The sequence below is a fragment of the Arthrobacter sp. TJ-236 genome, assembly GCF_058269235.1.
The window spans coordinates 1-25,827 of record NZ_JBZCNI010000003.1 but is presented as its reverse complement, the minus strand read 5'-3'; the positions used below and the strand labels follow the sequence as shown (position 1 = coordinate 25,827).

Genomic DNA, 25,827 nt, shown 5'->3' with positions numbered 1-25,827 from the left:
CCTTCGACAGAACGGACGCAACCATGACAACCACCGACTCCGACATCAGCGGCGACATCGCCGCAGTGCGCGAGGTCCTCGCGAAGCGCGCCGACGCTCTGCGGACGACCTCCGCCACCGGCACGCTGGCCACCCAGTCGCGGGACTTCGTGCAATACGGGCTCAACGGCCCACTCCAGCTGGCGGGCGAGACCCGGATGGACGCCGCCTACCTCGAGCAGGCATTCCACAACTTCGAGGGACCGGTCGACTACGAGGTCGTCGACCAGCACGAGCTGGTCGGTCATGGCGTCGCGGTCACCTACAGCCTGTCCCGGATCGCCTACACGGTCGCCGGGCAACGCACCGAGTTGTGGTTCCGCAAGACCCTCGCCCTGGCCAAGATCGACGGCTCCTGGGTGATCGTCCACGAGCACGAATCGGTGCCGATGGCTCTCGAGGGCCGCGCGGCGACGGACCTGCGTCCATGAGCGCCGCCGACGCCGGCACGACGCGCCATGAGGCAGTCCGCACCGCCGCGCTGAAACGCGGGTTCGACGGCTGGGAGACGGGCACGGTCGACCACGACGGCACCCGTATCGGCTACCGCGTCGGCGGCCAGGGCCCCACGGTCCTGCTGATCCACGGCTTCCCCCAGAGCGGCTACGAGTGGCATCGGGTGGCTCCGATCCTGGCCGAGCGCTACCGGGTGATCGTCCCCGACTACCGCGGCGCCGCCGGGTCCGACGTGCCGGCCGACGGCTACGACAAGAGCACGATGGCCGCTGACCTCCACGCCGTCGTTGCAGCACTCGCCGCAGCCGGCGACCACGCTGCGCACGTCATCGGCCATGACATCGGCACGACCATCGCCCACGCCTACGCCCGACAGCATGATGCCGACGTCTGCAGCCTGACGCTCGTCGAGGGCGTCGTGCCCGGCACGGCGACTCTCCAGGCCATCGTTGCCGGCGGTGCCGCATGGCACTTCGGCTTCCATCAACAGGTGGACCTTGCCACCGCGCTGATCTCCGGCCGTGAGGAGGTCTACGTCGACCACTTCTTCGACACCTTCCTCCTCGATCGTCGAACCGTGGGGCCCGAGGACAGACGGTTCTATGCCGACGCGCTCCGACGTCCGGGGGCCGTGCACGCGGCGGTCTCCACGTACGCCGCCTGGTTCGGCCAGGACGCGGCCGACACCCGAGCCCACCTCGACCAGGACGGCCTGCTGACGGTCCCGACCCTCGCCATCGGCGGCGAGCACTCGATGGGAGCCGCCATGGCCGCCGTCGCCGGCGACATCGCCGCCCACGTCACCCAGGTGACCGTGCCGGCCGGACACTTCCTCACCGACGAGCGGCCCGACGAGATCGCCCGGCTCCTGCTCGACCACCTGGACCGCCAGGAAGCGCATCACACCAGGTCGACCGGGTGACGGGGAGTATCGCCCCTTGACCCGTGATGCTGCCACCATGATGCCTGGCGACAGAGGGCACCCTCATGATGGTCGGTCCGCAGCCTCGGTTCGCTCCCAGTAGGCCGCGATCGAGCGCGACATCGCCGCCGCGAAGCCCATCACGGCGCTGATGCTGCGCCCCTGACGGCCGTCGATCAACTCTTCGTACGACTGAGAAGTTAGGTTATGCTTGCCTAGCCTCTGCGACCTGGGCAGGGCTTTTCTCGGCAAGGAAGCCCTCTCATGTTCGCGAACTACCTGATCGGCCTGCGCGAGGGCCTCGAAGCGGCTCTCGTGGTGGTCATCCTCATCGCCTACCTGGTCAAGATCCGGCGCAAGGATCTGCTGCCCGGCATCTGGCTCGGGGTGTCCCTCGCGGCCGGCCTCTCCCTCGGGTTCGGCGCGCTCCTCACGTACGGCACGCACGGCCTGACCTTCGAGGCCCAGGAGGCGATCGGCGGCTCGCTGTCCATCATCGCCGTGGGGCTCGTGACCTGGATGGTCTTCTGGATGGCGCGGACCGCGAAGAACATGCGCGGCGAGTTGCACGGCCATGTGGATCGGCACCTCGCGGCGGGCGGTAAGGGCCTCGTGGTCGTCGCCTTCCTCGCCGTCGGCCGCGAGGGCCTCGAGACCGCCCTGTTCATCTGGTCCGCGGTGCAGGCCACCGGGTCCACCACCCAGCCCATCCTGGGCGCCGCGCTGGGACTCACCTCCGCCGTCGTGCTGGGCTGGATGTTCTACCGCGGGATGCTCCGCATCAACCTCTCGAGGTTCTTCACCTGGACCGGCGGCATGCTCATCATCGTGGCGGCAGGCGTGCTCTCCTACGGCATCCACGACCTCCAGGAAGCGGGCATCCTGCCAGGCCTCAACACCCTCATGTTCGACGTCAGCGCCGCGGTGCCGCCGTCCAGCTGGTACGGCACGATCCTGAAGGGCACCGTCAACTTCTCGCCCGCCACCACCTGGCTCGAAGGCATCGCCTGGCTGGCTTACACCATCCCCACCATGACCCTGTTCATCCGGCAGAGCCTCCGGCGCACGCCCGCTCCCGCCACCGCACAGCCCGTTCCCCAAGGAGTCCAGTGATCACCGCCCGCCTGCCGAAGCCCGCCGCCCTCCTGGCGGCGTGCGGCGTCGTCCTCCTCACCGCCTGCACCCCGAACGCCACGGCCGGCACGTCCGACGGCGCTGCCCCGGGTGAGTTGACGGTCACCAGCACCGCCGGCGAGTGCGCGGTCTCCGCGGACACGGCCGGGAGCGGCCCCCTCGCCTTCGCGATCACCAATTCCGGTGACCAGGTCACGGAGTTCTACCTCCTGGCCGAGGACGGCCTGCGGATCGTCTCCGAAGTGGAGAACATCGGCCCCGGGATCAGCCGCAACCTGGTGGTCAACGCCAAGCCCGGCTCCTACTACACCGTGTGCAAGCCGGGCATGGTGGGCGACGGCGTGGGGCGCGCCGCCTTCACCGTCACCGACTCCGGGACGGCCGTCGAGGCCAGCGGGGACGAGCAGGAGCAGATCGACACCGCCGTGCTCAATTACAAGGCCTACGTCAAGGACCAGGTGGACCAGCTGCTCACGGGCACCGAGGACTTCGCCGCCGCCTACATCGCCGGGAACGACGACGAGGCGCGGCGCCTGTACCCGACCACGCGCATGCACTTCGAGCGCGTGGAGCCCGTGGCCGAGAGCTTCGGCGACCTCGACCCCAAGCTCGACAACCGTGAGGCGGACCTCGCCGAGGGTGAGGAGTGGACCGGCTGGCACCGCATCGAGAAGGATCTCTGGCCGCCCGCCGACGCCGCGTACACGCCCCTGACGCAGGCCGAACGCGAGGCCGTTGCCGCGCAGCTCGTCGAGGACACCACCACGCTGCATGCGAGCATCCAGGACATCGAGCTCTCCCTCGACCAGCTCGCCAACGGGGCGATCGCCCTCATGGACGAGGTGGCCAACGGCAAGGTCACGGGTGAGGAGGAGATCTGGTCCGGGACCGACCTCTGGGACTTCCAGGGCAACGTCGAGGGCGCGCGGGTGCTGTTCGACGGCCTGAAGGACCTCCTCGCGGTCAAGGACCCCGAGCTCGTGACGACCCTCGAGGCCGACTTCACCGCGCTGTCCTCCGCACTCGACGAGCACCGTACCAGCGCCCCCGACGCCGCCCAGCGGGACATCACCTACGTCACGTACGGCGAGTTGGGCCCCGAGGACGTCAAGGCGCTGTCAGACCGCGTGAACGCACTCAGCGAACCCCTCTCGCGGATCACCGCGTCACTGCTGGGCTAGCCGACATGTCACCCCGTACCTTCCGCATCTCGCGCCGCAGGGCGCTCTCCCTGGCCGGGGTCAGTGCCGCTGCGGGCGTGGGCGCCGGTGTGGCCGCCGGACGCTCGGTCCCGGAGGCGACGGCGAGCCCGGCCGATCCCGACGCACTCAGCTACCCGTTCCACGGCGAGCACCAGGCCGGTATCACCACCCCGGCGCAGGACCGCCTGCATTTCGCCGTCTTCGACATGGACGACGTGCCGCGGGAGAAGTTGATCGGCCTCCTCGAGGACTGGACGGTCGCCGCGGCACGTATGAGCCAGGGCGGCAGTGCGGGCGAGTTCGACCCCGACGCCGGTCCCTACGAGGCCCCGCCCGAGGACACGGGTGAGGCGATGGACCTCGGCCCCACCGGCCTGACCATCACGTTCGGCTTCGGCCCCACGCTCTTCCGCACGGCCGACGGCGTGGACAGGTTCGGTCTCGCGGCGCGGCAGCCGAGGGCCCTGGTCCAGCTGCCGAAATTCTCCGGAGACATGCTCGACGAGCGCATCAGCGGCGGTGACCTCTGCATCCAGGCGTGCGCCGACGATCCCCAGGTGGCGGTCCACGCCATCCGGAACCTCTCGCGCATCGCCTTCGGCCGCGCGTCGCTGCGCTATTCGCAACTGGGCTTCGGCCGGACCTCGAGCACCAGCACGGCGCAGGTGACTCCGCGCAACCTCTTCGGCTTCAAGGACGGGACCTCCAACCTCAAGGCCGAGGACCCGGCTGCCGTGTACGAGCACGTGTGGGTCGGCCAGGACGACGACCAGGCGTGGATGGCGGGCGGCTCCTACCTCGTCTCCCGCAAGGTCCGCATGAACATCGAGCCCTGGGACCGCACGCGGCTCTCCGAGCAGGAGCGTTCCATCGGCCGGACCAAGGGGGCCGGCGCGCCCCTCTCCGGTGGCGACGAGTTCACGGCACCGGATTTCTCCATGCCGGGCAAGGGCGGTGAGCCGATCATCGCCGAGCACTCCCACGTGCGGCTCGCGCACCCCGACGCGAACGGCGGCGCCCGGATGCTGCGGCGCGGCTACAACTTCGTGGACGGCAACGACGAGCTCGGGCGGCTCGACGCCGGTCTCTTCTTCATCTGCTTCCAGCGCGACCCCGAGCGCGGCTTCATCCCGGTGCAGACGCGCCTCGCCGGCTCGGACATCCTCAACGAGTACATCAAGCACGTGAGCTCGGCGCTGTTCGCGGTGCCCGGCGGCGTGGCCGAGGGAAGCTTCGTGGGGGCGCGGCTCTTCGAGGCCTGACCAGTTTCCTGCCCACCCGCGAGAGGTGGCACCGCTCACGAACGTGCCGGGCGCCGTCGTACCGTCGGGGTATCCCGAGGCGTGGCTGCCCTGATCCGGCACAGCAGCCGGGTGGCGGCGTCGGCACCGAGCCGGGCCGGCGCCTGACCCTCCGGCACGCAGCCGCCCTCCGCTCCCGCGGCCTCGGGCGGTGGACCACCGAACAGGTCCGCGACGACCACGGGGGTGCCGTCCCGATCGGGGCACGGCGGCGCGACGCGGCGGGCGACGCCGAAGAGCACGCCATCCACCCGGTGTCCCAGGAAGCGCTCCAGGATGCGCCCGTTCCCCGACGGATCGCCGGCCGCGTCCTGCACCACGGCCTCGAAACCCTGCCGGCCCAGGACGTCGATGATCACCGCCAGCGTCATCGACGCACCGACCGCGCCGAGGGGGAGCGCGACCCCGACCAGCATGACCCGACCCCCTGCGAGGGAACTCGCCACGCGGTTCGGCGTGTAGCCCAGCTCCCGGACGGCCCGTTCCACCCGTCGGCGGGTGTGCGCGCTGACGCCCGGGTGGTCGTTCAGGACCCGCGACACCGTCGCGCCGGACACCCCGGCGGCATCGGCGACGTCGGCCATCGTCACGGAATGCACGGGATGCACCTGGCTCACGGGAACCGTGATGGGGTCCGGGCGCGGCCGGGCTACTTGACGCTGCCGGCGGTGAGCCCCCGGACGAAGAACCGCTGGAGCCCGAAGAAGATCACGAGGGGCACCACGAGGGTGATGAAGGAGCCCGCGGCAACGCGCTGCCAGCCCTGACCGTACTGGCCCAGCAACGTGTACAGGCCCTGCGTCATGACCGCGTTGGGCCCGCTCTGGATGAAGATGTACGCCACGAGGAAGTCGTTCCAGACCCAGAGGAACTGGAAGATGGCGAAGGACGCGAGGGCGGGGACGGACATCGGCACCACGAGCCGCCAGAACGTCTGGAAGTGGCTCGCGCCGTCGATCTTCGCGGCCTCGATGAGTGAGTTGGGCAGGGTCTGCATGTAGTTGCGCAGCATGTAGATGGCGAGCGGCATGGCGAACGTCGCGTGGACGATCCACGCTGCGGGGTACTGGCCGATGATCTGGATGCCGGTGGTGTTCCCGAACCAGACGAAGAGCTGCAGCACGGGGATGATCGCCAGCTGCACGGGAACCACCATGAGCCCGAGGACGATCCCGAAGTAGATCTCCTTGCCCCGGAACTGGAAGAACGTGAACGCGTAGGCAGCCATCGCCGCGATCATCACCGGGAGCACCGTGGCCGGGATGGTCACGGCGACCGAGTTCCAGAACGTGGTCCCGACGTCGAGTGCCAGCCAGGCGTCGGAGAAGTTCTGGCCGGTCCACCCCTGGCCGAAGGGGTCGACGAACACGGTCCACCAGCCGGTGGCATCGACGCCGGCCCTGGTGCGGAAGCTCGTGATGAGCAGGCCGACGAGCGGGAAGAGCCACGCCAGGGCGATGGCCCCCATGATGACGGTGCTGAGGACGCGGGGTTTCGCCGTCTCCTCGGGAGTACGTCGGCGCGGCTTCTTCGCAGTACGGGTGTCGATCTGCACGCGCCCCTCGGCGTCGTCGACGATCGGTGTCGGAATGATGGTCATCGGAGTTCCTCCTGCGCTTTGTAGCTGCGGACCTGGTAGACGATCAGTGGGACGACGGCGATCATCAGGATGATGACGACGGCCGCGGCCTTGCCGGGGTTCTGGAAGCTGAAGAGCTGCGCGTAGAAGTCGACGGCGAGGACGCTCGTGTTGTACTGCCCGCCGGTCATGGCGTAGATGATGTCGAAGATCTTCATGACGAAGATGACGATGGTCACGAAGACCGCGAGGACCGTGCCGCGGATCTGCGGGATGATCACCAGGAAGAAGGCCCGCCGTTCGCTGGCGCCGTCGAGGCGGGCGGCCTCGATGGTCTCCTCAGGAACGGCCTTGATGGCTGCGGAGAGCAGCACCATGGCGAACCCGGTCTGGAGCCAGATGGCGATGACCATCAGGAGGAAGCTGTTCAGGCGGCCCTGGTCGAGCGTGAGCCAGGGAATGGGATCCTGACCGGTGACGCCCGTCCAGAGTGCATTGAGGAGGTAGATCTGCGGGTTGCCCGGGGGCGCGTAGAAATAGATGAATCTCCAGGTGACGGCTGCCGCCACACCGCTGATGGCCATCGGCAGGAAGATCATCGCCTTGAAGGTGGTCTCGCGTTTCTTGCCGAGCCGGTCGGTGAGGATCGCCACGAGGAGCCCGATCACGAGCGTCACCGCAGGGACGACGAGCACCCAGAGCAGGTTGTTGAGGAGGACCCCGAGGAACCCCGGGTCCGTCACCAGCTCGACGTAGTTCTGCAGCCCGACGAAGCGGTCACCTTCCCCGCGCCGCTGACTCGTCTGGGTGAAGCTCTGGAACAGGGTTCTCACGGCCGGGTACAGCAGGAAGATGGACACGAGGATCAGGACGGGCGCGAGGAAGACGTAGGGCAGGAGCCGCGCTTTCCAACGGTTGCTGCTCTTCTCCACCAGCCAGTTGAGGCTCCAGAAGATGAGGAGGGAGATCCCGAGTCCGAGGACGACCGAGACGAGTGCGCTGAGGATGGGCATGGTGTCTGCTACCTGACGTCGTTGTGAGGAGGTGGCGACGACGGCCGGGATCGGCGGGACCCCGGCCGTCGCGAGCGTCGTCTAGCGGTTGGGCCAGGAGGCGTCGATGGCCTGGAAAGCCTCGTCCATGGTCGTCTGGCCCGAGAACCAGTTGGTGAGCTGCGTCCATTCGGTGCCGGCTCCCACTTCACCGGGCATCTGGTCGGAGGCATCGAATCCGAAGATGGTCGATTCGGCGAGCAGGCTCTGTGCTTTCCGCTGGAACTCCGTGGTGTAGTTGGCGGCGTCGAAGTCGTTGTGCGGGGACAGGAAGATCGCCTGGCTGGCGTACCCGTTGGTCCCGAAGTCCTTGCCGACGAGGTATTCGACGACCTGCCGGGTCTCGTCGGAGTTGGTGAACGCACCGACGAGGTCGCCGCCGCCGAGCATCGCGACGTCGGTCCCCTCGGGGGAGGGCAACTGGAAGAAGTCGATGTTGGTCAGGTCGCCGGCCTGGATCTCGGCCTTGATGTCCTCGGGGAAGAAGTCCGAGATGAACGATCCCTGCCGCATCATGAAGCACTGGCCGTTGTCCCTGCCTTCCGTGAACAGCTGGTTGCCCGCCGTCTGGAAGGAGGTGGTCGCCGCGGCGGGCCCGCCGCCGTTGACCTTGCCGGGTGCGAGGAGTTGCTCCGCGACCTTGTCGCCGGCCTGGCGCACCAGATCGCTGTCGAAGGTCACGTCCCCCGCGATCCACGCGTTGTACTCCTCGAGCCCGCCGTAGCGCAGCACGTACTCCTCGAGCCAGTCCGTGGCGGCCCAGCCGGTACCCGCGCCGGACTCGAGGCCCATGCACCAGGGCGAGCCGAGATCGCGGTCGATGATCGTCTGCTGCAGTTCCGTGAGCTCCGCATCCGTGGTCGGGATGGTCAGCCCGGCCGTCTCGAAGGCGCTGGGGTTGTACCAGACGAGGGACTTGACGTTGATGGAGTAGGGCAGGCCGAACGTCTGTCCGTCCACCTGCGCGATGGTGCCGAGGCCGTTGGCTTCATCGGCGATGACCGCCTCGACGTCGATCCCGAGTTCCTCGAGCGGGAACAGGGACGACGTCTGGCTCTTCAGGACCCCCGGCTGCGGGTAGATCGCGATGTCCGGGGGGTTCCCCGCGGTGGCCCGCGCCACGACGGCCGTCTGGAAATCGGTGTTGCCGTCGTAGGTGACCTCGATGCCCGACGTCTCGGACCACACGTCGAGATCCGCCTGGAAGGCCTCGGCCTGGGCGTCGGTGAACGCACCCATGATGGTGATCGGCCCTCCGTCGCCGCCCTCGGCCTCACCTCCTCCGCCTCCGCTGCAGCCGGTCATCGCGAGGGCCAGGGCGACGGTCAGCGACCCGGCGATTTTCTGTGGAAGCCTCATCGCTTCGTCCTTTCGATTGCGGGGTAGCATCTACCCAAAACGTTTTGATAGCTCCTGACCTTAGTGAGCGTCATCACGAACCACAAAACGTTTTAGGCCTCGATCACATAACGATATGGACACCATGGAGAAGCTCCGCGGCCCTGACCGCCCCCGGTTCCACTTCACCTCGGAGGGGTGGATCAACGATCCCCATGGGATCACGTTCTCCGACGGCAGGTACCACCTGTTCTTCCAGCACGTCCCGGGCGACACGTCCTGGGGGCTGGGGTGCCACTGGGGCCATGCCGCCGGTCCCGATCTGTTCTCGCTGACCGAGCTGCCGCCGGCGCTGGCGCCCGGCGACGGGGACGACGGTGTCTGGTCCGGATCGCTGATGGTGGATGCGGCGGGACGCGCGCGCATCTTCTACACGTCCGTCTCGGCGGACCATCCCGCGGTGGGGAGCGTGCGGTCGGCCACGCCGCTCGACGACGACTGGCTCCGCTGGGAGAAGGGACCTGTCGTGGCCGTGCCGCCCCGGGAACAGGGGGTGGTCGTGTACCGCGACCCGACGATCGTCCAGGTGGACGGGACGGTGCGGATGCTCGTGGGCGCCGGCTTCGCCGACGGGAGCGCCGGCGCTCTCGGGTACGTGTCCGACGACGGCGTGGACTGGCGTGAGGACAGGATCGCCGTTCGGCGCTCCGGTGCGGAGAACCTGCCCCTGTGGGCCGGCTCGATGTGGGAGTGCCCCCAGATCATCGGGGTGGACGGCCGGCACGTGCTCCTGGTGTCCGTCTGGGACGACGACGTGCTCTGCGACGTCGTCTACGCCCTCGGTACCTTCACCGACGGGGCCTTCGCCCCGCGGACGTGGGGTCGGCTGAGCTACGGCCCGTCCCCGTACGCGGCCACGACCTTCACGGACGCCGACGGCTCGCCCTGCCTGATGTTCTGGCTTCGGGAGGTCGCGGGTAGGGGGTGGGCTGGCGCCCATTCGATCCCGTACCGGCTCCGCGTGCAGGACGACGTGCTGATGGCCTCGCCCCACGGGGACCTCGAGCGGTACCGGACCGAGGCCGGGGGCAGCGACGCCGTCGACGTCCTGTGGCCGCCTGCTGCGGGTGACGCGCTGGAGGTCCGGCGGGCCGGCACCGTGATCCTCGCGATGCACCGGGACCCGGCCACGGTGGTCGTCCGGATCGGCGCGGACGAGTTCGAGGTGCCGTGGGCGGGAGACCTGCGCGTCGTCGTCGACGGTCCGATCGTGGAGGTCTCCTCCGAGGCGGGGATCTTCGCAGCGCCGCTCCCGGGTTCGGAGGGGGCGGTGACGGCGGCCGGGGACGGGATCACGGTCTTCGGCCTACGCCACCCCTCGGCCGCGTGATGGTGGACCGGCGGACCGTTGACCCTAGCCGCCCCACAGTGGACCGTGTGATCGCGGGGCCGAGACGGAGCCACGCGTGACGAGGGTGCCGGGCAGGCGCGTCTCGACCTGCGCCTCGCGGACGGCGCCGTCCAGTTCCGCCAGGGCCGTGAGGACGGCCCACCGGCCCATCGCGTAGTGCGGCAGGGAGACGGTCGTCAGCCCGGGGAGCAGGCCCGAGGACACCGGTTCGAAGTCGTCCACCGAGATCACCGAGAGGTCATCGGGGATCATCACCCCCGCGCGCTCGGCGGCCTGGTACACACCCATGGCCATGGGGTCGTTGAAGCAGAACACCGCCGTGACGTCGTGGGCCCTCGCGGCCATCAGTTCGGCGAAGGCGGCGCGCCCTGCTGCCGAGGTACCGGGATCACCGCCCGTGAAGACCCGCGGACGCAGCCCGGCATCGTGCAGGGCGGCCGAGTACCCGGCCAGGCGGCCCACACTCCCGCGGCCCGTCGCCGAGACTGTCAGGTGGGCGATCGCCGTATGGCCTGCGGCGATCAGCGTCTCCGTCGCGAGGCGCCCGATCTGCTCCTCGTCCGGCACCACCGAACGGAGACCACCACGGACATCCGTGGTGTCGACGAGCACGGACGGGATCCTGTCCAGTTCGCGGGGCAGGATCGCGGAGTCCTGGTGGAACATCCGTGCGTAGATCACGGCGTCCACCTGCGCGGCGAGGAGTCCAGCGAGCTGCCGGGACTCGATGCCGGTGTCGCGGCTCGAGTTCACCACGACGAGCAACTGGTCACGCTCGGACGCGGCATCCTGCGCACCGAGGACCACCCGCGTGGCGAACGGCGTGGTGGCGATGTCGTCCGAGACGAGCCCCAGGGTCTGCGACCGGCGGCTCCGGAGCCCGCTCGCGAGCCGGTTCGGCGCATAGCCGAGTTCGTCGGCCACGCGACGCACGCGGATCCTCGTCGCCTCGGCGACGGGTCCGCGGCCGCTCAGGGCGTGCGACACCGTGGTGATGGACACCGAGGCCGCCCGTGCGACATCCGCAATGCCGACGGGCTTCGGGGCGGCACTGTGCGACACCTGCCCCACCCCCTCCGGTCGTCCTCCGCGGCTACGCAGAACTCTAGACCCCGGACGGCGCGGGCCGTGCGCTCAGGATTCGTCGCGCTCGGGACCGGTCCCGCGCCGGACGTGGTCCGGCGCTACACCCGGATGTCCTCCAGGGATGCCAACTCCCGCCACGCAGAGCTCCCCCCGATCGAGGAGTCCCCGCGGAGCGCGGGGTCCGCGGCGGGCAGACGATCGGCGGCGACGAGGGTCCCGAGATCGAGACCCGTCAGGCCCTGGACGGCCCCCACCGGCACCTGGAACGTCCGGAACGGTCCGAGCGGCGGGGCGTCGTCCACCGCTCCCGGGCGCGGGACGTCGGGCAGCTCGGAGAGCTGCGGGGTCTGGTCGATCACGTAGGCGGTCGCGGCGAGGCGGCCGTCCTGCACGAAGGCCGCCACCTTGAAGTAGCGCAGCGGGATCTCCACCCCCCGATACACCGGATCGAGCTCGCCGAACACGGGTCCGGTGAACACCACGAGGCGGCGCTCGTACTGCGCGGCGTTGTCCAGCAGGTAGTTCTCGAGGCCCAGCCACAGCTCCATGCCCTGGTTGAACTCCGCCGCCTGGGGAGCGGCGTTGGTGTAGTGGAAGGTGTCCACGTTGGCCTGCGACGCGTCCGCCCGGGTGTCCCCCCACACGGCGGACGCCCGCCGAACGAGGTGACCGCGGTCGATGTCGTTGCGGGCGTAGACCCGTTCACCTGTCTGCTGGTCCTCGGAGAGCCGCGGATCGAGCCGCCAGTTGATCCCGGAGCGGCTGAGGTCCATGAGCTTCGCGCCGTCGATGCAGAGCCCGGCCACCGCAGCGAGGCGCTTGTCGAGCCGCATGAGCACGGAGAAGTGCGTGTACGGCAGCAGTGCCGTGTCGACGTCACCGGTCAGTGCGGGCAGCGGCAGGTCCTCGCCCGTGGCCAGGAACCCGGCGTCGTAGCCGTCGCGGTCCTCGAGGTCGGCGGCGGTGACCGCGGTGGGTACGGGCAGCAGTTCGTCCATGTCCGGAACGTATCAGCGGCAGGTGACCTTCCCGTGAACGGGCGGGTCCGCCGCTGCGGTTCAGGGCACGGGCCTCAGCAGGCGGCGCGCGGCCTCGACGGCCGCGGTGCGGTGGGAGCCGAGGGTGCTTCCCGCCGCGTGCTCGTGCGCCATGAGCGGAGCCTGCGCCCAGGCGTTGGCGAGCCCGAACAGGAGCGTCAGGAGCTCCTCGGGCACCCAGGTGGTGTCGACCGTGCCCAGCTCCTGGGCCTCGCGGATGGCGGACAGCATGCCGGCCGCCTTCGGCGACGGGCTCGGGACGTCGTACTGCAGCCCTTCGAGCCGCGCCCAGGTGAGCATGCGGAGGATGTCCGGGTGCTCGTGCGTGTGGTCGAAGACGTGGCCGACGAAGGCTGCGACGTCGCCGGGGTCCAGGATCATCGCCTCGTCGAACTCTGCGACGTTCGCGTCCAGGACGGCCTGGAAGAGAACCGTCTTCTCGATGAAGTGCGCGTAGAGGCGCTCCTTGCTCGCCGCGGCGGCCTTTGCGATGCGGTCGATCCTCGCGCCGGCGAGTCCGTGGGCGGCGAACTCGGCGCGCGCCGCCAGGAGTACCCGGGCACGTACGTCGGTCGTCGTCGTCGTCATTCCGCCAGTATAACCAAACGAACTAGTTCGTTTGACTCAGCCGAGGGCGCCTTCTACGCTCGGAGGTGACATCACTTCCGAGGAGATCCATGCCCGTCCCGCCCTCCAGTCCTTCCGCTGCCCCCGCCACGCGCCAGCGCAGCGCCGCCCCCGCGAACCGATGGCTCGTGCTGGCGATCGTCGCGCTCGCGCAGCTGACCGTGGTGCTCGACGGCACCATCGTGAACATCGCGCTCCCGCAGGCCCAGGCCGAGCTCGGCATGTCCGACACCGACCGCAGCTGGGTGGTGACCCTCTACGCGCTCACGTTCGGCGCGCTGCTCCTCCTCGGCGGGCGCATCGCCGACTTCTGGGGCCGGAAGCGCTCGTTCCTGGTCGGCATGGGCGGTTTCGCCCTGGCCTCCGCGGTCGGCGGGATCGCGACCACGGGGGAGATGCTCCTGCTCGCCCGCGGGCTCCAGGGTGTCTTCGCCGCCCTGCTCGCCCCGGCGGCGCTGGCCATCCTCTCGGTCACCTTCCCCGGCGGCAAGGACCGCGTACGGGCCTTCGCCGTGTACGGGACCATCGCCGGTGGCGGCGCGGCCGTGGGGCTGGTACTCGGTGGGGTGCTGACCGAGTACGTCAGCTGGCACTGGTGCCTGCTCGTCAACGTGCCGATCGCCGTCGTCGCCATCGCCGCGGGCATCCCTCTGCTCCGTGAGAGCCGGGCGGAGGGCGACACCCGGTACGACGTCCCCGGGGCCGTGCTCGTGAGCCTGGGCCTCGCATCCGTCGTGTACGGCTTCACGCGGGCCGAGGCCGGCTGGATCCGCGCGGACACCCTCGGGTTCCTGGCGCTCGGTGTGGTGCTGCTCGCGCTCTTCGTCCTCGTCGAATCGCGCGCCGCCCACCCGCTGCTACCCCTGCGCATCATCACCAACCGCGCGCGGGCCGGTGCCTACCTCTCCTCGATCGCGGTGGGCGCTGCGCTCCTCGGCGCCCTGCTCTACCTGACGCTGTACTTCCAGATAGTCCTCGGGATGAGTCCGTTGATCTCCGGACTGGCATCGCTACCGATGACGGGCGCCATCATCGTGTCCGCCGGCGTGGTCTCACGGCTCCTACCGACCGTCGGCCCGCGCATCCTCATGACCGTGGGTCCCCTGATCGCCGCCGCGGGCCTGCTGCTGCTCAGCCGGATCACGGTCGAGGGCTCGTTCGCGCTGGAGGTGTTGCCCTCGCAGATCCTGCTCGGCGTCGGGCTCGCGCTGATCTTCGTGCCGATGCAGAACGTTGCGCTGCACGGTATCGCGCCTCGCGACGCCGGTGTGGCCAGTGCGGCCGTCACCGCCACCCAGCAGATCGGCGGCTCGGTCGGCACGGCCGTGTTCACCGCCCTCTACACGGTGGGTGCAGCCACCGGCGCCTCCGACGCTCCGGCCGCGGGCCTCCAGTCACTCGTGGACGGGTACTCGGTGGTATTCCTCGCGGCGGCGGTCGCGGTGGCGCTCGCCTCGCCGATCTCGTGGTTCATGATCACCATCCGCAGGGACGAGTTCGCCACCTCGGGCGAACCCGCGCACCTCGGCTGACGCTCAGGCGCTGGCGGAGTGCTCGTGTGCGCCGGTCTGCAGCCACGCCATCGCCATGTGGCGGGAGGTGAAGAACCGGGTGGGGCACGGCGGGGAGTTCACGCCGAGGAAGAAGTTCGCGATCATGCGGTCCACGGGCGAGGCCCCGAGAAGTGCTATCCGGGAGGCCGCGCAGGGAATCGCGAAGACCAGGCGAGCACCGCGGGTGACGGTCTTCGTGGTCTCCATGTCGACGAGCATCGGATGGTCGAAGCCCTCCGCGAGGCCGTTGACCGCGTCCATCGCGGACTCCGCGTCCTCTTCCGTGATGGTGCAGTCCCTGTCCCACTCGAGGTGGAGGATGCCGTTGGGCAGTAGGTCGAGGGTGGCCTTGCCGCCGTCGATACGCTGTGCGGGCATGGCCCACCTCCTGAGAACGCGCCGATGCTTCCGGGCCGGTGGCCCCGACACCTCGTGAGACCAAGGATCAGCGTGCACCCAGCATAGCGAAGTAGGCCGGGATGCTGGTGGTTCTTCTCCCGGCCATGGGGACCGCCTCGATGGTCGCCGGTCCGTCGTCCAGCACGGTCCATGAGCTGTCGGGGAAGGCGCGACGCCGTTCTGCCGCGCCGAAGTGCCCGGGCGCGGGGATTCCGCCGATCGCATGGCGCAGCGGGAGCGGGATGGCGCCCGGCTTCGCGCCCAGGCTCTGCAGGTAGGAGAGCGTGGTCCCCGGGAAGTTCGTCTCGCTCAACAGCACGCGGCCGCGGGTACCCACGAGGTGCTGCAGGTTGGCGGCCAACGCTGCGCGCTCGCGGGGCTTCAGGACGTGCAGGACGCCGCGGACGAACACGTTCACGTCGTCGAGCTCGCCGTGCAGCAGCCGCCCGGCTCCGGGCGCTGTGAGATCCACCGTCCGGAAGGACAGGCCCGGGACGTCGGGCCATTCCTGCCCGGCCCGCCGCACGGCGCTCGCGGAGACGTCCACGCCGATCGCACTGGGGAACTGCCCGGTGAGCCAGCGGGTCCAGCGGCCGTTCCCGCAGCCCACGTCCACCACGGGGAGCGAGGTGTCCATGAAGGCGGTGATCGGCGTGCTGTACTGGTCCGCCTCGACGCCGATCTCCGTGTCCCAGAGCACCTCACCCGTTGAGCCCGTGGCGCGCACGCGGCTCCAGTAGCCCTCCCACGCCTTCGTCGAATCGCGGGGCGTGCGGACCGCGAGGCGCGCGATCTCGGGAAGCATCTTCAGTTGCTCGACGAAGCGGGGGGAGCGGGGCATGGGGACAGGGTATCGACGGCGGCAGGAGCGGACGAAACCGAGGATTTCGTCAGGAAACACTCCGGTGCATCCCGGGAGAAGGTCAGCACACGGTGTTTCCCCCTAAGCTGGCCGAGCCATGGACACAGCGAGCACGAGGGATGTCGTACGCCGTGAGGATCCCGGCGTCGCTGCGAGGGGTCGTCGCGCGTTCCCGGCTGCCACGGTGATCATGGCCCTCATGGTGGGCCTGCTCGTGCTCTACGTCGTGGGCCTGGCCATCGGGGATCCCGACACGTTCGACCCGATCGTGGACGGCTGGCTCTGCGCCGCGACGGAGATCGCCGCCCTCGCCCTCTGCCTGGCCGGCTGCATCCGCACCCGCTTCCGGCGACCCGACGTGGTCCTGGCGACGGTGGCCGTGGCAGCGTACTGCGCGGGCGATGCCTACTACGTGCTGTCCCTCGACGGCGCAGGTGCCCTGGATTCCGCGTCACTCGCCGATGTCGCCTACCTGGCGTTCTATCCCCTGCTCCTGCTGGCTCTCGCCGTCGCCGTGGTCCGGAACCTCAAGGGCCTGCTGTGGCCGTTGTTCCTGGACAGCGTCGTGGGGGCGCTGGCCTCGGCGTCGCTGCTGTCCCTGCTGCTCGCGCCCGTCCTGACGATCGGCCCGGCGAGCGACGCCTCGTTCGAGGTGGCCGTCAGCGTCGCCTATCCGCTCCTCGATCTCCTGCTGATCACGGCCGTCGGCGGGGTCCTCGCCTCGCGCGGACTCGACATCGGGCCCCGCTGGTTGCTGCTCATCATCGGTATCCTGCTGTTCACCGCCGCCGACGTCATCTTCGCCCTGGACATCGAGGGTTACACGGTCGGATCGATCGTCGACGCCGGCTGGGTGGCAGGGCTCACGGCCATCGCAGCCTGGGTGGACGGCGCGGCGAAGGGTGCCGGGAGCCGCCACCGGGGTCACGCCATCCCGAATCTCTCGGCTCCCCTCGTCTCCACGGCGGCCGCCCTCGGAGTCCTCGTGGTCGCCTCGCAGACGCACATCCCCATGCTCGCGGTCGTCTTCGCAGCCCTCGCCCTCGCCCTGGCGGTGGTGCCGCTCACCCTGGGCCACCGGATGCTCGTCACCCTTGCCCGCACGGACGAACTCACGGGCCTGCCGAACCGCCGCGCGCTGTTCATGGATGTGCCTCCGAGACTTCGCCACGACCGCCCTGGAGCGCTCTTCCTGCTCGACCTCGACCGCTTCAAGCACGTCAACGACGCCCTGGGGCACGACGTCGGTGACGCCCTGCTGGTGCAGGTGGGAGAACGCTTCGCCCGGCATGTGCGGAGCAACGACCTGCTGGCGCGGCTCGGCGGCGACGAGTTCGCCTTCTTCCTCGAGGGCGCCACCGAGCAGGAGGCGGTGCTGGTGGCGGGCCGCCTACGGGCCGAGCTCGCCACGCCCGTCGAGGTGGGGTCGGCGTTCCTGCAGATGAGCGCGAGCGTGGGGATCGCCCTGGCGCCGCGGGACGGCACGGACGTGGGCCTGCTCATGCGGAAGGCGGACATCGCCATGTTCCGCGCCAAGACGGAGCGCGGCGGCCACCACGTGTACACGGCGTCCGACGACGACGACGGCGTGCTCCGGCTCCGCACGGTGCAGGAACTCCGGACGGCCCTGACTTCCGACGAGTTCGAGCTGCACTACCAGCCGAAGGTCCGGCTGGCGGACCGCACCGTGGCCGGCGTCGAGGCCCTGGTGCGCTGGAACCACCCCACGCGCGGACAGTTGCCTCCCAGCGCTTTCCTGCCGTTGGCGGAGGAAGCGGGCCTCATGCCCGAACTCTCCGCGCTGGTGCTCTCGCGGGCCGTCCGGCGCGCGGCGATCTGGAGGAGCGAGGGGCTGGACCTCACGGTCGCCGTGAACATGTCCGCCTCGTGCATCCTGCCGTGTCTGCCCCGCGACGTCGCGCATCAGCTCGAGCTGAACGACGTGCCGTCGTCGTGCCTGCTGATCGAGATCACCGAGGACGTGCTGATGTCCACGCCGCAGGGCACCGCGGCGATCCTCGCGCAGCTGCGCGAGGCCGGCGTGCAGATCTCGATCGATGATTTCGGGACCGGGTACAGCTCCCTCGCCTATCTCCGCGACCTGCCCGTGGACGAGCTGAAACTCGACAGGTCCTTCGTGACGGCGATGAGCGAGGGGTCGAGAGCACGGGGGCTGGTCGGCTCGATCATCGAGCTCGGGCACAGCCTCGGCCTCAGGGTGGTCGCCGAGGGGATCGACGAGGAATCGGTGCTCGAGGAGCTGCGGCGCAAGGGCTGTGATTTCGGGCAGGGCTTCCACGTGTCCGTGCCTCTTCCCGCCGTGGACGTGGGGCCATGGATCGCGGCGACCGCCCCGAGCGCCCGCTCATGACTTTGCAAGCATTCCCGCGAGGTGCTCGGAAGCCCTCGATTCTTCTGGCACTGTGGTGCTCATGACCTCCGGCAACGATCCTGACGCGCGTACCGCCCTCATCATCGAGGACGACGCCGACGTCCGGCACCTGCTCGTGATGACCCTCGGCATGAACGGATTCACCACCCTCGAGGCCGGGACGGGACGGGAGGGGGTGGCCCTGGTCCGAGAGCATCAGCCGGACCTCGTGACGCTGGACCTCAACCTCCCGGACATCGACGGCGTGGAGGTGTGCCGGCAGATCCGGCCGCTGACCGACGCCTACGTGATCATGATCACCGCACGTCAGGACGAGATCGACCGCCTCATCGGGCTGGAGATCGGCGCGGACGACTTCGTGGTCAAGCCGTTCAGCCCCCGGGAGGTCGGTGCGCGGGTGAACGCCATGTTCCGCCGGCCGAGGAGCACCGTGCGCGGCGTGGCCCAGCCGTTGCTCGAGCCCGCGGCCGTGGCCGTCGAGGCTCCTCCCGCTCCTGCCGCCCCGACCGTCACCGCGGAACCCGAGGAGGGAATGCTGGTCCACGGTCCCATCAGGATCGACACGGAGGGGCGGATCGCGCAGCTCGACGGCGCCGAACTCCCGCTCACGCGGATCGAGTTCGATCTCCTGGCGACCCTGGTCTCCGGCCCGCGCCGTGTGTGGCAGCGGGAGACCCTGCTCTCGCGCATCTGGGGCGATGGCTGGGTGAACGACCAGCACCTCGTGGAGGTACACATCCGCAACCTGCGGAAGAAGCTCGGCGAGGACACGAAGGCCCCGCGCTTCATCCGCACGGTCCGCGGGGTGGGTTACCGGATGATGCCGCCGAGCGCCGACTGAAATTCGAGCCCGAGCGTCCGCAGCTGTGCGATCAGCGTGGAGTGCGCTGACCCGACCCCTGCGAGACCGAGTGCCGCTGACGAGGCCTCCTCGAGGCGCCGTGCGCCCACCATCGACGAGCTGACGTTGAGGCTGAGGAGCGCCACGACGGCGGCGTCCGTGTCGTCGGCCGCGAAGGCCGCCTCGATGGCGCCGATCCGCTGCGGGAGCAGATGCGCGAACGTCGCGGCGAAATACAGGGCGCCCTCCCGGTTGGAGAGCTCCTCACCGAGCGTGTCGAGGACGCTGCGGTCGAGCACGGGGAGCTGAGACACGGTGGTCCTGTCGGGTTGGGGTGAGGGTGCGTCGTGGCCGGCTGCTGATGTGTCCGATGCCCCGGCGAGAGCGGGAAGATCGAGAGTCGTCACGCCTGTTCCCTGTTCGGCTGGTCCGATGACCCGGGCGGGTGCCCGGCCGATGCTGCCCGCCGGTTCCGGCGGACGGACCGGAACCGGCGGGAAGATGATCAGGAGCGGTGTGCTCCTGATGACAACTCTGGGCGATGCCGATCAATGGGGCCGGTGCGGAAGGGCGAAAGAACGCCGAAGAAAGGGCGAAGCGGGCAGCCGGAGGCGTCAGACCTCCTCGGCGAGGGCCTTCCGGAGGCGCAGGATGCCATCGCGGATGCGCGACTTCGCCGTCGGGATCGGGATGTCCAGACGCTCGGCGACCTGCACGTAGGTGAGGCCCGCGAAGTAGGCGAGCTGGATGGCCTCGTGCTGAACGGCCGAGAGCGTGCGGAGACCGGCCCGTACGGCGTCGGCCTCGCTGTCCCGGACGACCACGTCGGCGACGTCGTCGCATTCCGGTTCATGGTTCTTCGTTGACCAGCGCAGGTTGCGGGAGCGGTGGGACTCCTCGGCGCGGACCCTGTCCACGGCCCTGCGGTGCGCGAGTGTGAGGATCCAGGACATCCCCGAGCCGAGCGCCGGGTTGAATCGGGCGGCGCCACCCTGCCACAGGGCGAGGAACACGTCCTGGGTGGTGTCGGCGCTCAGTTCGGCGTCGAGGAGTGTCCGACGCACTAGACCGTACACCCGGCGCGAGGTGAGCGCGTACAGCTCGTCGAAGGCTCGTACCTCGCCGCATGCCACGCGCGCGAGGAGAGCGGGGACGGCACCGGCGCGGAGGGAAGCCGGATCGGTGCCGGGTGGGGCCAGGACCGGAAGGTGGGCGGTGAGCACGAGGGTGAGACCAATCCGCCGCCGTCGGGCCGATCAGGTGCGGGGGCCCGTGAGGTCGGGCACCGACTGATCGCTGAGGTGACTCATGCCAGACAACCACGAGCCAGGGCGGGCCGGATGCACTTGCTGCGAGAGGTGCGCAAATCTTGCGCCTACGGGCGGGCGGCCGCTGCCGTCCGCCCGCATGAGGCCGGGTTGTCGCCCGTCTTACCCGGTCAGGCGAGCATCTCGCGGACCATCGGGATGACCTTCGTGCCGTACAGCTCGATGCTGTGCATGAGCTTCTCGTGCGGCAGGGGACCGGCGCTGTACTTCATGTCGAAGCGGTCGATCCCGAGGGTCTGCGCGGTCGCCGCGATCTTCCGCGCCACGGTCTCGGGGGATCCGACGTACAGCGAGCCGGAATCGGCCTCCTGGTCGAACTCGGCGCGGGTGGTCGGTCCCCAGCCACGCTCACGGCCGATGCGATCGCGCATGATCCGGTTGTCCGGCCACAGCTCCTCGCGGGCCTGCTCGTCCGAGTCGGCGATGTACCCGGGGGAGTGCACGCCGATGGGCAGGGTGGGCTGACCGAGCTGCGTCAGCGCCCGGTGGTACAGGTCCACGTAGGGCGCGAAGCGCGCCGGGTCCCCGCCGATGATGGCGAGCATGAGCGGCATGCCGTAGCGCGCGGCCCGCACCACGGATTCGGGGCTCCCGCCGACGCCGATCCACGTCTTGAGCCGGCCGCTCTCGGTCTTCGGATACACCTCGTGCTCCTTCAGCCCGGGGCGGGTGCTGCCGGACCAGGTGACGGGCCCCTCCTTGATGAGCTCCGAGAAGAGGTCCAGCTTCTCCTCGAACAGGCGCTCGTAGTCGGAGAGCTCGTACCCGAAGAGGGGGAAGGATTCCGTGAAGGACCCGCGGCCCAGGATGACCTCGGCGCGACCGTTCGAGGCGGCGTCGAGGGTTGCGAAGCGCTGGTAGACCCGGACGGGATCGTCGGAACTGAGGACCGTGACGGCCGAACCGAGGCGGATGCGCTTCGTCTGCCCCGCGATGGCCGCGAGGACGGTCTCGGGTGCGGACACGGCGAAGTCGTCGCGGTGGTGCTCGCCGAGCCCGATGAAGTCGATGCCCACCTCGTCCGCGAGGACGGCCTCCGCGATGACGTTCCGGATGACCTGCGGGTAGGGGACCGGGGTGCCGTCCGGCCCGCGGGTGACATCACCGAAGGTATCGAGTCCGAGTTCCAGTGTCCGTGCCATGGTGCAACTCCCGTGTCTGCTGATCGGCCCACCGTGGGCCTGATCAGGGAACGGTCGGGACGCCGCGCCTATTCCATGCATATGCATGCAGAGGGAACTGCCTCCGTGATTTCCTGACGGGGTGGGAGGGAGTTCGAGCGTCTGCGGCTCCGTTCACTCGAGCGGACCCGGCTCCTCGACACCGGCGACGAGGAGCGTTTCGACCGCCTGACCCGCGAGGCGCGCGCCCGTTCCTCGATGGCGACGGCGATCATCTCCCTGATCGCGGTCGACCGTCAGTTCCTCAAGTCCGTCACCGGTAGCTTCCAGCGTGAGCTGCCCCGTGATCTCGCCTTCTGCAATCTCATGATCGAGCGGGAGGCGCCGCTCGTGGTCCCGGACACCCTCCTGAACCCACGGTTCGTGTGGAGTCCGCTGGTCTGAGGCGGCGTGTGCACTGAGCCTGTACTCGGGATCACCCGCGGCGTTCACCGATGAGGCGATCGTGGAAGCCGAGGAATTCGCGAGGAGGACGTCGGCCACCCTGCGGCTGGCTGTGCGTATCGCCCGGCTCACGGACGCCGAGGAGAATCTGACCGCAGCGCTGCGCTCGCGTACCTCGATCGACCTCGCTGCGGGCATCGTGATGGCGCAGAACCGGTCCAGCCAGGAGGAGGCGATGCTCATCCTCAAGACGGCGTCCAGCGTCCGCAACACGACACTGCACACGGTCGCCGCCGCCGTCATCAGGTCCGTCAGTGAAGCGGGCACCATGACGCATTTCGACCGCTGACGCGCCGAGCGACTACGTCACCGGGCCCAGCGGTCGCGTCACGCGGCGTGCGTCGTCGGTGCCGTGCCCCCGCCCACGGTGTCGAGCAGGGCCGCGGCGAGGTCCCGGAGATCGATCCTCCGCGTCACCGACGTGCGGCTCAGGAACTCCAGCGCCTGGTCCTGGGTGCAGCCGTTCCGGGCCATGATGACGCCCCGCGCGAGGTCGATCGTCGTCAGGCGCGCCACGATCCGCGCGCGATCGTTGGCCGCGTCGCTCAGCGTCGCCATCTTCACTGCCAGGCGCAGGGACCGCGAGGCCTCGCGCGCGAACCCCTCCGCGACGACGATGGCCCGCGCGTCGAACGCGTCCGGGGAGGAGGAGTAGAAGTCGAGCGCGGCGCTCGCCCCGTTGTCGAGGCGGATCGGGACCCCGAGGGCCGATCGGATCCCGTGGACCGCGATCGCGTCACGGTACTGCGGGAAGCGTGTCTCGGTGGCGAAGTCGGCGACCATCACGACGTGCCCGCTCCGCGCAGCCAGGAGGCACGGGCCGTCGTCGAACGTGTGCTGCACCTCGTCCATGGCCTGTGCCTGCAGGCTGCTGCTGGCCACCGTGCTGTTCATCCCGGGGTGGAGGAGGCTGATGCTGCAGAACACCTCGCCGAAGGCGACCGCGAAGGATTCCGCGGCCACGCCGGCCAGGCTCGCCAGGAAGGCGTGCACGTCGGGACTCTCCAGGACCATCTCCTGGAGCTGGGCGGTGGTCTCGGGACGGTGCGCGTCGGAACGGGATTCTTCGGTAGTCGGCATCGGACACTTTCCTCAGGACGGGTGTCGGGTTCTCACCGAAGAAGCGGGGTGGTCATGTGGTCCCTCAGCCGTACGCTTCGTGACCGTCCGAGGGGTGCAGCACCGGGAACTCCGCGCTCCGGTGATGTCGGCCGGCTCGCACATGCCGCGAGGGGCATGCGGCCGGGTAGCCCCAGTGTGCGCCCTCGTGCGCCACTTCGCACCCACCCTGCGAGAAGGGGTCCCTCCCGTCCCGTCCGCGGGCCCCGGTTTCCAGTCGACCGGGGAAAGCGCTCATCGCAGGATCTCCTTCGTCAGCCGGGTGGGACCGTGCACCCCACAGTTCACTGAGTGTTCGCCGGAGCAACCACTCTCGTCAAAGTGCCGCGCCTACGGTCGGATCATGACCACCCTCTCCCGCAGAACAGTCCTCGGTGCAGGCCTCGGCGCCGGCGCCGTCATCGCGCTCCCGGGGACCGCCCACGCGCGGCCCGGCAACGACTCCGGTGTCCGCTCCGACCCCTTCACCCTCGGCGTCGCCTCGGGTGAACCCTCGCCCGACGGCTTCGTGCTGTGGACGCGCCTCGCCCTCGACCCGGTCGCCGAGGACGGACTGGGCGGCATGCCCTCGCGTCGCGTCGCCGTCGCCTGGGAGGTCGCGGAGGACGAGGGGATGCGGACGGTGGTGGCACGCGGCGTCGAGCACGCGACCATCGAGGACGCACACTCGGTGCACGTGGAACTCGCCGGACTCCGCCCCGGCCGCGAGTACTTCTACCGGTTCCGCACGGGTCGGCACGAGAGCGTCATCGGCCGCACGCTCACGAGCCCCGCGCCGGGCGAGACCCCCGCCGCGCTCGCGATGGCCTTCGCCAGCTGCGCGCAGTACGAGCACGGCTACTTCACCGGCTACCGCCGCCTCGCGGAGGACCAGCCGGACCTCGTGCTGCACCTCGGCGACTACCTCTACGAGTACCGTGCCGACAGCTACGTGATCCCGGCGGGCAACCCGCGCGACCACGCCGGCCCCGAGACGGTGAGCCTCGCGGGCTACCGGCAGCGCCACGCCCAGTACAAGTCCGACGCCGACCTGCAGGCCGCGCACGCGGTAGCCCCCTGGCTGGTGGTGTGGGACGACCACGAGGTGGACAACAACTGGGCGGACGACATCCCGGAGAACACGAACGTGGCCGAGCAGAACGACACGCTCGAGCGCTTCCGCCTCCGCCGGGCCGCCGCGTTCAAGGCCTACTACGAGAACATGCCGCTCCGGGCGTCCTCCGTGCCGGCCGGACCGGACATGAAGATCTACCGCACGGTGCAGTGGGGTCAGCTGGCCAACTTCCACATGACCGACACGCGTCAGTACCGCGACGACCAGCTCGCGGGCGACGGCTTCCGGAAGAACATCGTGGAGCGCTTCGCGGAGAACCGCAGCATCACGGGCGCCCAGCAGGAGCAGTGGCTGCTGAACGGCTTCCAGCAGTCCACGCAGCGCTGGGACGTGCTCGGTCAGCAGGTGTTCTTCACCGAGCGGGACCGCGACCGCTCACCCGCCGTCGACGACGTCTCCATGGACGGCTGGGACGGCTACGCCGCCTCCCGGCGCCGCATCACCGAGGGTTGGGTGGGCGCAGGAGTCCGCAACGCCGTCGTCCTCACGGGCGACGTGCACCGGAACTGGGCGGCCGACGTCAAGGTGGACTACAAGGACCCCGACTCCGCGACGGTGGGGACCGAGCTGGTCTGCACGTCCGTCACCTCCACCGGTGACGGCACGGGCGCCACGAGCGATCCCGTGCAGGCGTGGAACCCGCACCTAAAGTTCTACAACGACCAGCGCGGCTACGTGAACACGCGCATCACGAAGGACGCCCTGACGGCGGACTTCCGCGTGCTCGACTACGTCACCACGCCGGGCTCGCCCGTCAGCACCAAGGCGTCCTTCCGGATCGACGACGGCGTCCCCGGACTCCGCGCCTGATCTCGCGCTCGATTCAACGACGACCGCTCCACTCAACCCCCTCCGGGGCAGGGAAAGTCCTTCATCAAGGTCGGCTCCCGCGCGGGCATCCCGTTGGGGAGAGGCCGCCCTGTTGGTGGTGCTCATCGTCGCTCTCGTCGGCGTCCCGGGAGCGTTGTACGGACTGAACACCCTCGGGCACCAGCTCGAGCCGCGCCCGGACGGTATTCCGACCGGGTTCTGGCCCCGGTCACTGGGAAACTTCACCGACATCATGCCGTGGCGCTCCACCGAGATCACGCTGGCCATCGTCGCCGGCGTTCTCCTGCTGGCCCTGTTCGTGCTCTACATCGTCATGAGCATCCGCAAAGGGCGGAAGATCGTCAAGCACGATCGCGCCGCGGTGAAGATGGCGTCCCTGAAGGACGTCGCCCCGTTCACGGAGAAGCAGGTCAAAGCCAAAGCCGCCCGCTTCGGTCTGGCGGCCGAGCAGTCGCCCGGTATCACCATCGGGCGCATGGTCCGTGGCGGGAACACCCTCTACGCCTCGTGCGAGGACACCCTCCTGCACATCTGGGGCACCCGTACCGGTAAGACGACGACGCAGGCCGCGCCGTCGAT

At 69.6% G+C, this 25,827-nt stretch carries 25 protein-coding genes and 1 pseudogene; 13 read left to right on the top strand and 13 right to left on the bottom strand.

Annotated features, from left to right (window positions below; all coding sequences use genetic code 11):
- The first annotated feature begins 23 nt into the window (after positions 1-23).
- The 5 genes from AC4D16_RS12310 to efeB all read left to right on the top strand — a co-directional run bounded on the left by AC4D16_RS12310 (position 24) and on the right by efeB (position 5,015).
- Complete coding sequence (locus tag AC4D16_RS12310; RefSeq protein WP_490949935.1) at positions 24-470, top strand: nuclear transport factor 2 family protein; 447 nt, start codon at positions 24-26, stop codon at positions 468-470.
- Positions 467-1,417 (top strand): alpha/beta fold hydrolase, encoded by a 951-nt coding sequence (locus tag AC4D16_RS12305; protein ID WP_490955222.1) that lies wholly within the window; start codon positions 467-469, stop codon positions 1,415-1,417. The genes AC4D16_RS12310 and AC4D16_RS12305 overlap by 4 nt, the downstream gene beginning before the upstream one ends.
- Positions 1,418-1,681: 264 nt before the next feature.
- A complete protein-coding gene (gene efeU / locus AC4D16_RS12300; RefSeq protein WP_490955221.1) occupies positions 1,682-2,530 on the top strand; it encodes an iron uptake transporter permease EfeU in 849 nt (282 codons plus the stop codon).
- Entirely contained in the window at positions 2,527-3,732 is a 1,206-nt protein-coding gene (gene efeO / locus AC4D16_RS12295; protein WP_490949938.1) for an iron uptake system protein EfeO, read from the top strand. The genes efeU and efeO overlap by 4 nt, the downstream gene beginning before the upstream one ends.
- Positions 3,733-3,737: 5 nt before the next feature.
- A complete protein-coding gene (gene efeB / locus AC4D16_RS12290; protein ID WP_490955220.1) occupies positions 3,738-5,015 on the top strand; it encodes an iron uptake transporter deferrochelatase/peroxidase subunit in 1,278 nt (425 codons plus the stop codon).
- A 35-nt stretch (positions 5,016-5,050) separates the two neighbouring features.
- Here the strand turns inward: efeB and AC4D16_RS12285 are convergent, their stop codons facing one another.
- The 4 genes from AC4D16_RS12285 to AC4D16_RS12270 form a co-directional block, all read right to left on the bottom strand.
- A complete protein-coding gene (locus tag AC4D16_RS12285) occupies positions 5,051-5,653 on the bottom strand; it encodes a LacI family DNA-binding transcriptional regulator (protein ID WP_490949940.1) in 603 nt (200 codons plus the stop codon).
- Between the two features lie 50 nt (positions 5,654-5,703).
- Positions 5,704-6,654 carry a carbohydrate ABC transporter permease gene (locus AC4D16_RS12280; protein WP_490949941.1) on the bottom strand — a complete coding sequence of 317 codons (951 nt, stop codon included), beginning with the start codon at positions 6,652-6,654 and terminating at the stop codon, positions 5,704-5,706.
- A complete protein-coding gene (locus AC4D16_RS12275) occupies positions 6,651-7,646 on the bottom strand; it encodes a carbohydrate ABC transporter permease (RefSeq protein ID WP_490949942.1) in 996 nt (331 codons plus the stop codon). Before AC4D16_RS12275 ends, AC4D16_RS12280 begins: the two co-directional genes overlap by 4 nt.
- Before the next feature lie 81 nt (positions 7,647-7,727).
- Complete coding sequence (locus AC4D16_RS12270; protein WP_490949943.1) at positions 7,728-9,044, bottom strand: ABC transporter substrate-binding protein; 1,317 nt, start codon at positions 9,042-9,044, stop codon at positions 7,728-7,730.
- Between the two features lie 115 nt (positions 9,045-9,159).
- Between AC4D16_RS12270 and AC4D16_RS12265 the strand changes: the two genes are divergently transcribed.
- Positions 9,160-10,413, top strand: a complete 1,254-nt coding sequence (locus AC4D16_RS12265) for a glycoside hydrolase family 32 protein (protein ID WP_490955219.1) — start codon at positions 9,160-9,162, stop codon at positions 10,411-10,413.
- A 24-nt stretch (positions 10,414-10,437) separates the two neighbouring features.
- On the opposite strand, the gene AC4D16_RS12260 is transcribed toward AC4D16_RS12265, so the two are convergent.
- The 3 genes from AC4D16_RS12260 to AC4D16_RS12250 all read right to left on the bottom strand — a co-directional run bounded on the left by AC4D16_RS12260 (position 10,438) and on the right by AC4D16_RS12250 (position 13,145).
- Positions 10,438-11,496, bottom strand: a complete 1,059-nt coding sequence (locus tag AC4D16_RS12260; RefSeq protein ID WP_490955218.1) for a LacI family DNA-binding transcriptional regulator — start codon at positions 11,494-11,496, stop codon at positions 10,438-10,440.
- A gap of 122 nt (positions 11,497-11,618) precedes the next feature.
- Positions 11,619-12,518, bottom strand: a complete 900-nt coding sequence (locus tag AC4D16_RS12255; protein WP_490955217.1) for a DNA/RNA non-specific endonuclease — start codon at positions 12,516-12,518, stop codon at positions 11,619-11,621.
- Between the two features lie 60 nt (positions 12,519-12,578).
- Positions 12,579-13,145, bottom strand: coding sequence for a TetR/AcrR family transcriptional regulator (locus tag AC4D16_RS12250; RefSeq protein ID WP_490955216.1), 567 nt, complete (start codon positions 13,143-13,145; stop codon positions 12,579-12,581).
- An 89-nt stretch (positions 13,146-13,234) separates the two neighbouring features.
- Here AC4D16_RS12250 and AC4D16_RS12245 point away from each other — a divergent pair, with 89 nt between their 5' ends.
- Positions 13,235-14,716, top strand: coding sequence for an MFS transporter (locus AC4D16_RS12245; protein WP_490955215.1), 1,482 nt, complete (start codon positions 13,235-13,237; stop codon positions 14,714-14,716).
- A gap of 3 nt (positions 14,717-14,719) precedes the next feature.
- On the opposite strand, the gene AC4D16_RS12240 is transcribed toward AC4D16_RS12245, so the two are convergent.
- Together AC4D16_RS12240 and AC4D16_RS12235 are read right to left on the bottom strand one after the other, a co-directional pair.
- Positions 14,720-15,115, bottom strand: a complete 396-nt coding sequence (locus AC4D16_RS12240; protein ID WP_490949949.1) for a DUF7793 family protein — start codon at positions 15,113-15,115, stop codon at positions 14,720-14,722.
- A 67-nt stretch (positions 15,116-15,182) separates the two neighbouring features.
- The gene (locus AC4D16_RS12235; protein ID WP_490949950.1) at positions 15,183-15,977 is read right to left on the bottom strand and encodes a class I SAM-dependent methyltransferase; all 795 of its coding nucleotides are present in this window, start codon (positions 15,975-15,977) and stop codon (positions 15,183-15,185) included.
- A gap of 118 nt (positions 15,978-16,095) precedes the next feature.
- On the opposite strand from AC4D16_RS12235, the gene AC4D16_RS12230 reads away from it, so the two are divergent.
- Positions 16,096-18,369 (top strand): putative bifunctional diguanylate cyclase/phosphodiesterase, encoded by a 2,274-nt coding sequence (locus AC4D16_RS12230; RefSeq protein WP_490949951.1) that lies wholly within the window; start codon positions 16,096-16,098, stop codon positions 18,367-18,369.
- Positions 18,370-18,430: 61 nt separating this feature from the next.
- Positions 18,431-19,231, top strand: coding sequence for a response regulator transcription factor (locus AC4D16_RS12225; protein ID WP_490955214.1), 801 nt, complete (start codon positions 18,431-18,433; stop codon positions 19,229-19,231).
- Here AC4D16_RS12225 and AC4D16_RS12220 read toward each other — a convergent pair.
- From AC4D16_RS12220 to AC4D16_RS12210, 3 genes are all read right to left on the bottom strand, one after another.
- Positions 19,201-19,638, bottom strand: a complete 438-nt coding sequence (locus AC4D16_RS12220) for a hypothetical protein (protein ID WP_490949953.1) — start codon at positions 19,636-19,638, stop codon at positions 19,201-19,203. The two genes, AC4D16_RS12225 and AC4D16_RS12220, sit on opposite strands and share 31 nt — an antisense overlap.
- A gap of 207 nt (positions 19,639-19,845) precedes the next feature.
- A complete protein-coding gene (locus tag AC4D16_RS12215) occupies positions 19,846-20,454 on the bottom strand; it encodes a sigma-70 family RNA polymerase sigma factor (RefSeq protein ID WP_490955213.1) in 609 nt (202 codons plus the stop codon).
- 215 nt (positions 20,455-20,669) lie between these two features.
- Positions 20,670-21,701, bottom strand: coding sequence for an LLM class flavin-dependent oxidoreductase (locus AC4D16_RS12210; protein ID WP_490955212.1), 1,032 nt, complete (start codon positions 21,699-21,701; stop codon positions 20,670-20,672).
- A 237-nt stretch (positions 21,702-21,938) separates the two neighbouring features.
- On the opposite strand from AC4D16_RS12210, the gene AC4D16_RS12205 reads away from it, so the two are divergent.
- Positions 21,939-22,124 (top strand): hypothetical protein, encoded by a 186-nt coding sequence (locus tag AC4D16_RS12205; RefSeq protein ID WP_490955211.1) that lies wholly within the window; start codon positions 21,939-21,941, stop codon positions 22,122-22,124.
- Between the two features lie 61 nt (positions 22,125-22,185).
- Positions 22,186-22,473, top strand: coding sequence for an ANTAR domain-containing protein (locus AC4D16_RS12200; protein WP_490955210.1), 288 nt, complete (start codon positions 22,186-22,188; stop codon positions 22,471-22,473).
- Positions 22,474-22,511: 38 nt separating this feature from the next.
- Here AC4D16_RS12200 and AC4D16_RS12195 read toward each other — a convergent pair whose 3' ends face one another.
- On the bottom strand, positions 22,512-23,264 hold the full coding sequence (locus AC4D16_RS12195; protein WP_490955209.1) for an ANTAR domain-containing protein: 753 nt from the start codon (positions 23,262-23,264) through the stop codon (positions 22,512-22,514).
- A 382-nt stretch (positions 23,265-23,646) separates the two neighbouring features.
- On the opposite strand from AC4D16_RS12195, the gene AC4D16_RS12190 reads away from it, so the two are divergent.
- Both AC4D16_RS12190 and AC4D16_RS12185 read left to right on the top strand, forming a co-directional pair.
- On the top strand, positions 23,647-25,227 hold the full coding sequence (locus AC4D16_RS12190; RefSeq protein WP_490955208.1) for an alkaline phosphatase D family protein: 1,581 nt from the start codon (positions 23,647-23,649) through the stop codon (positions 25,225-25,227).
- A gap of 115 nt (positions 25,228-25,342) precedes the next feature.
- Positions 25,343-25,827 (top strand): annotated as a pseudogene (locus AC4D16_RS12185) (conjugal transfer protein); the annotation flags it as partial.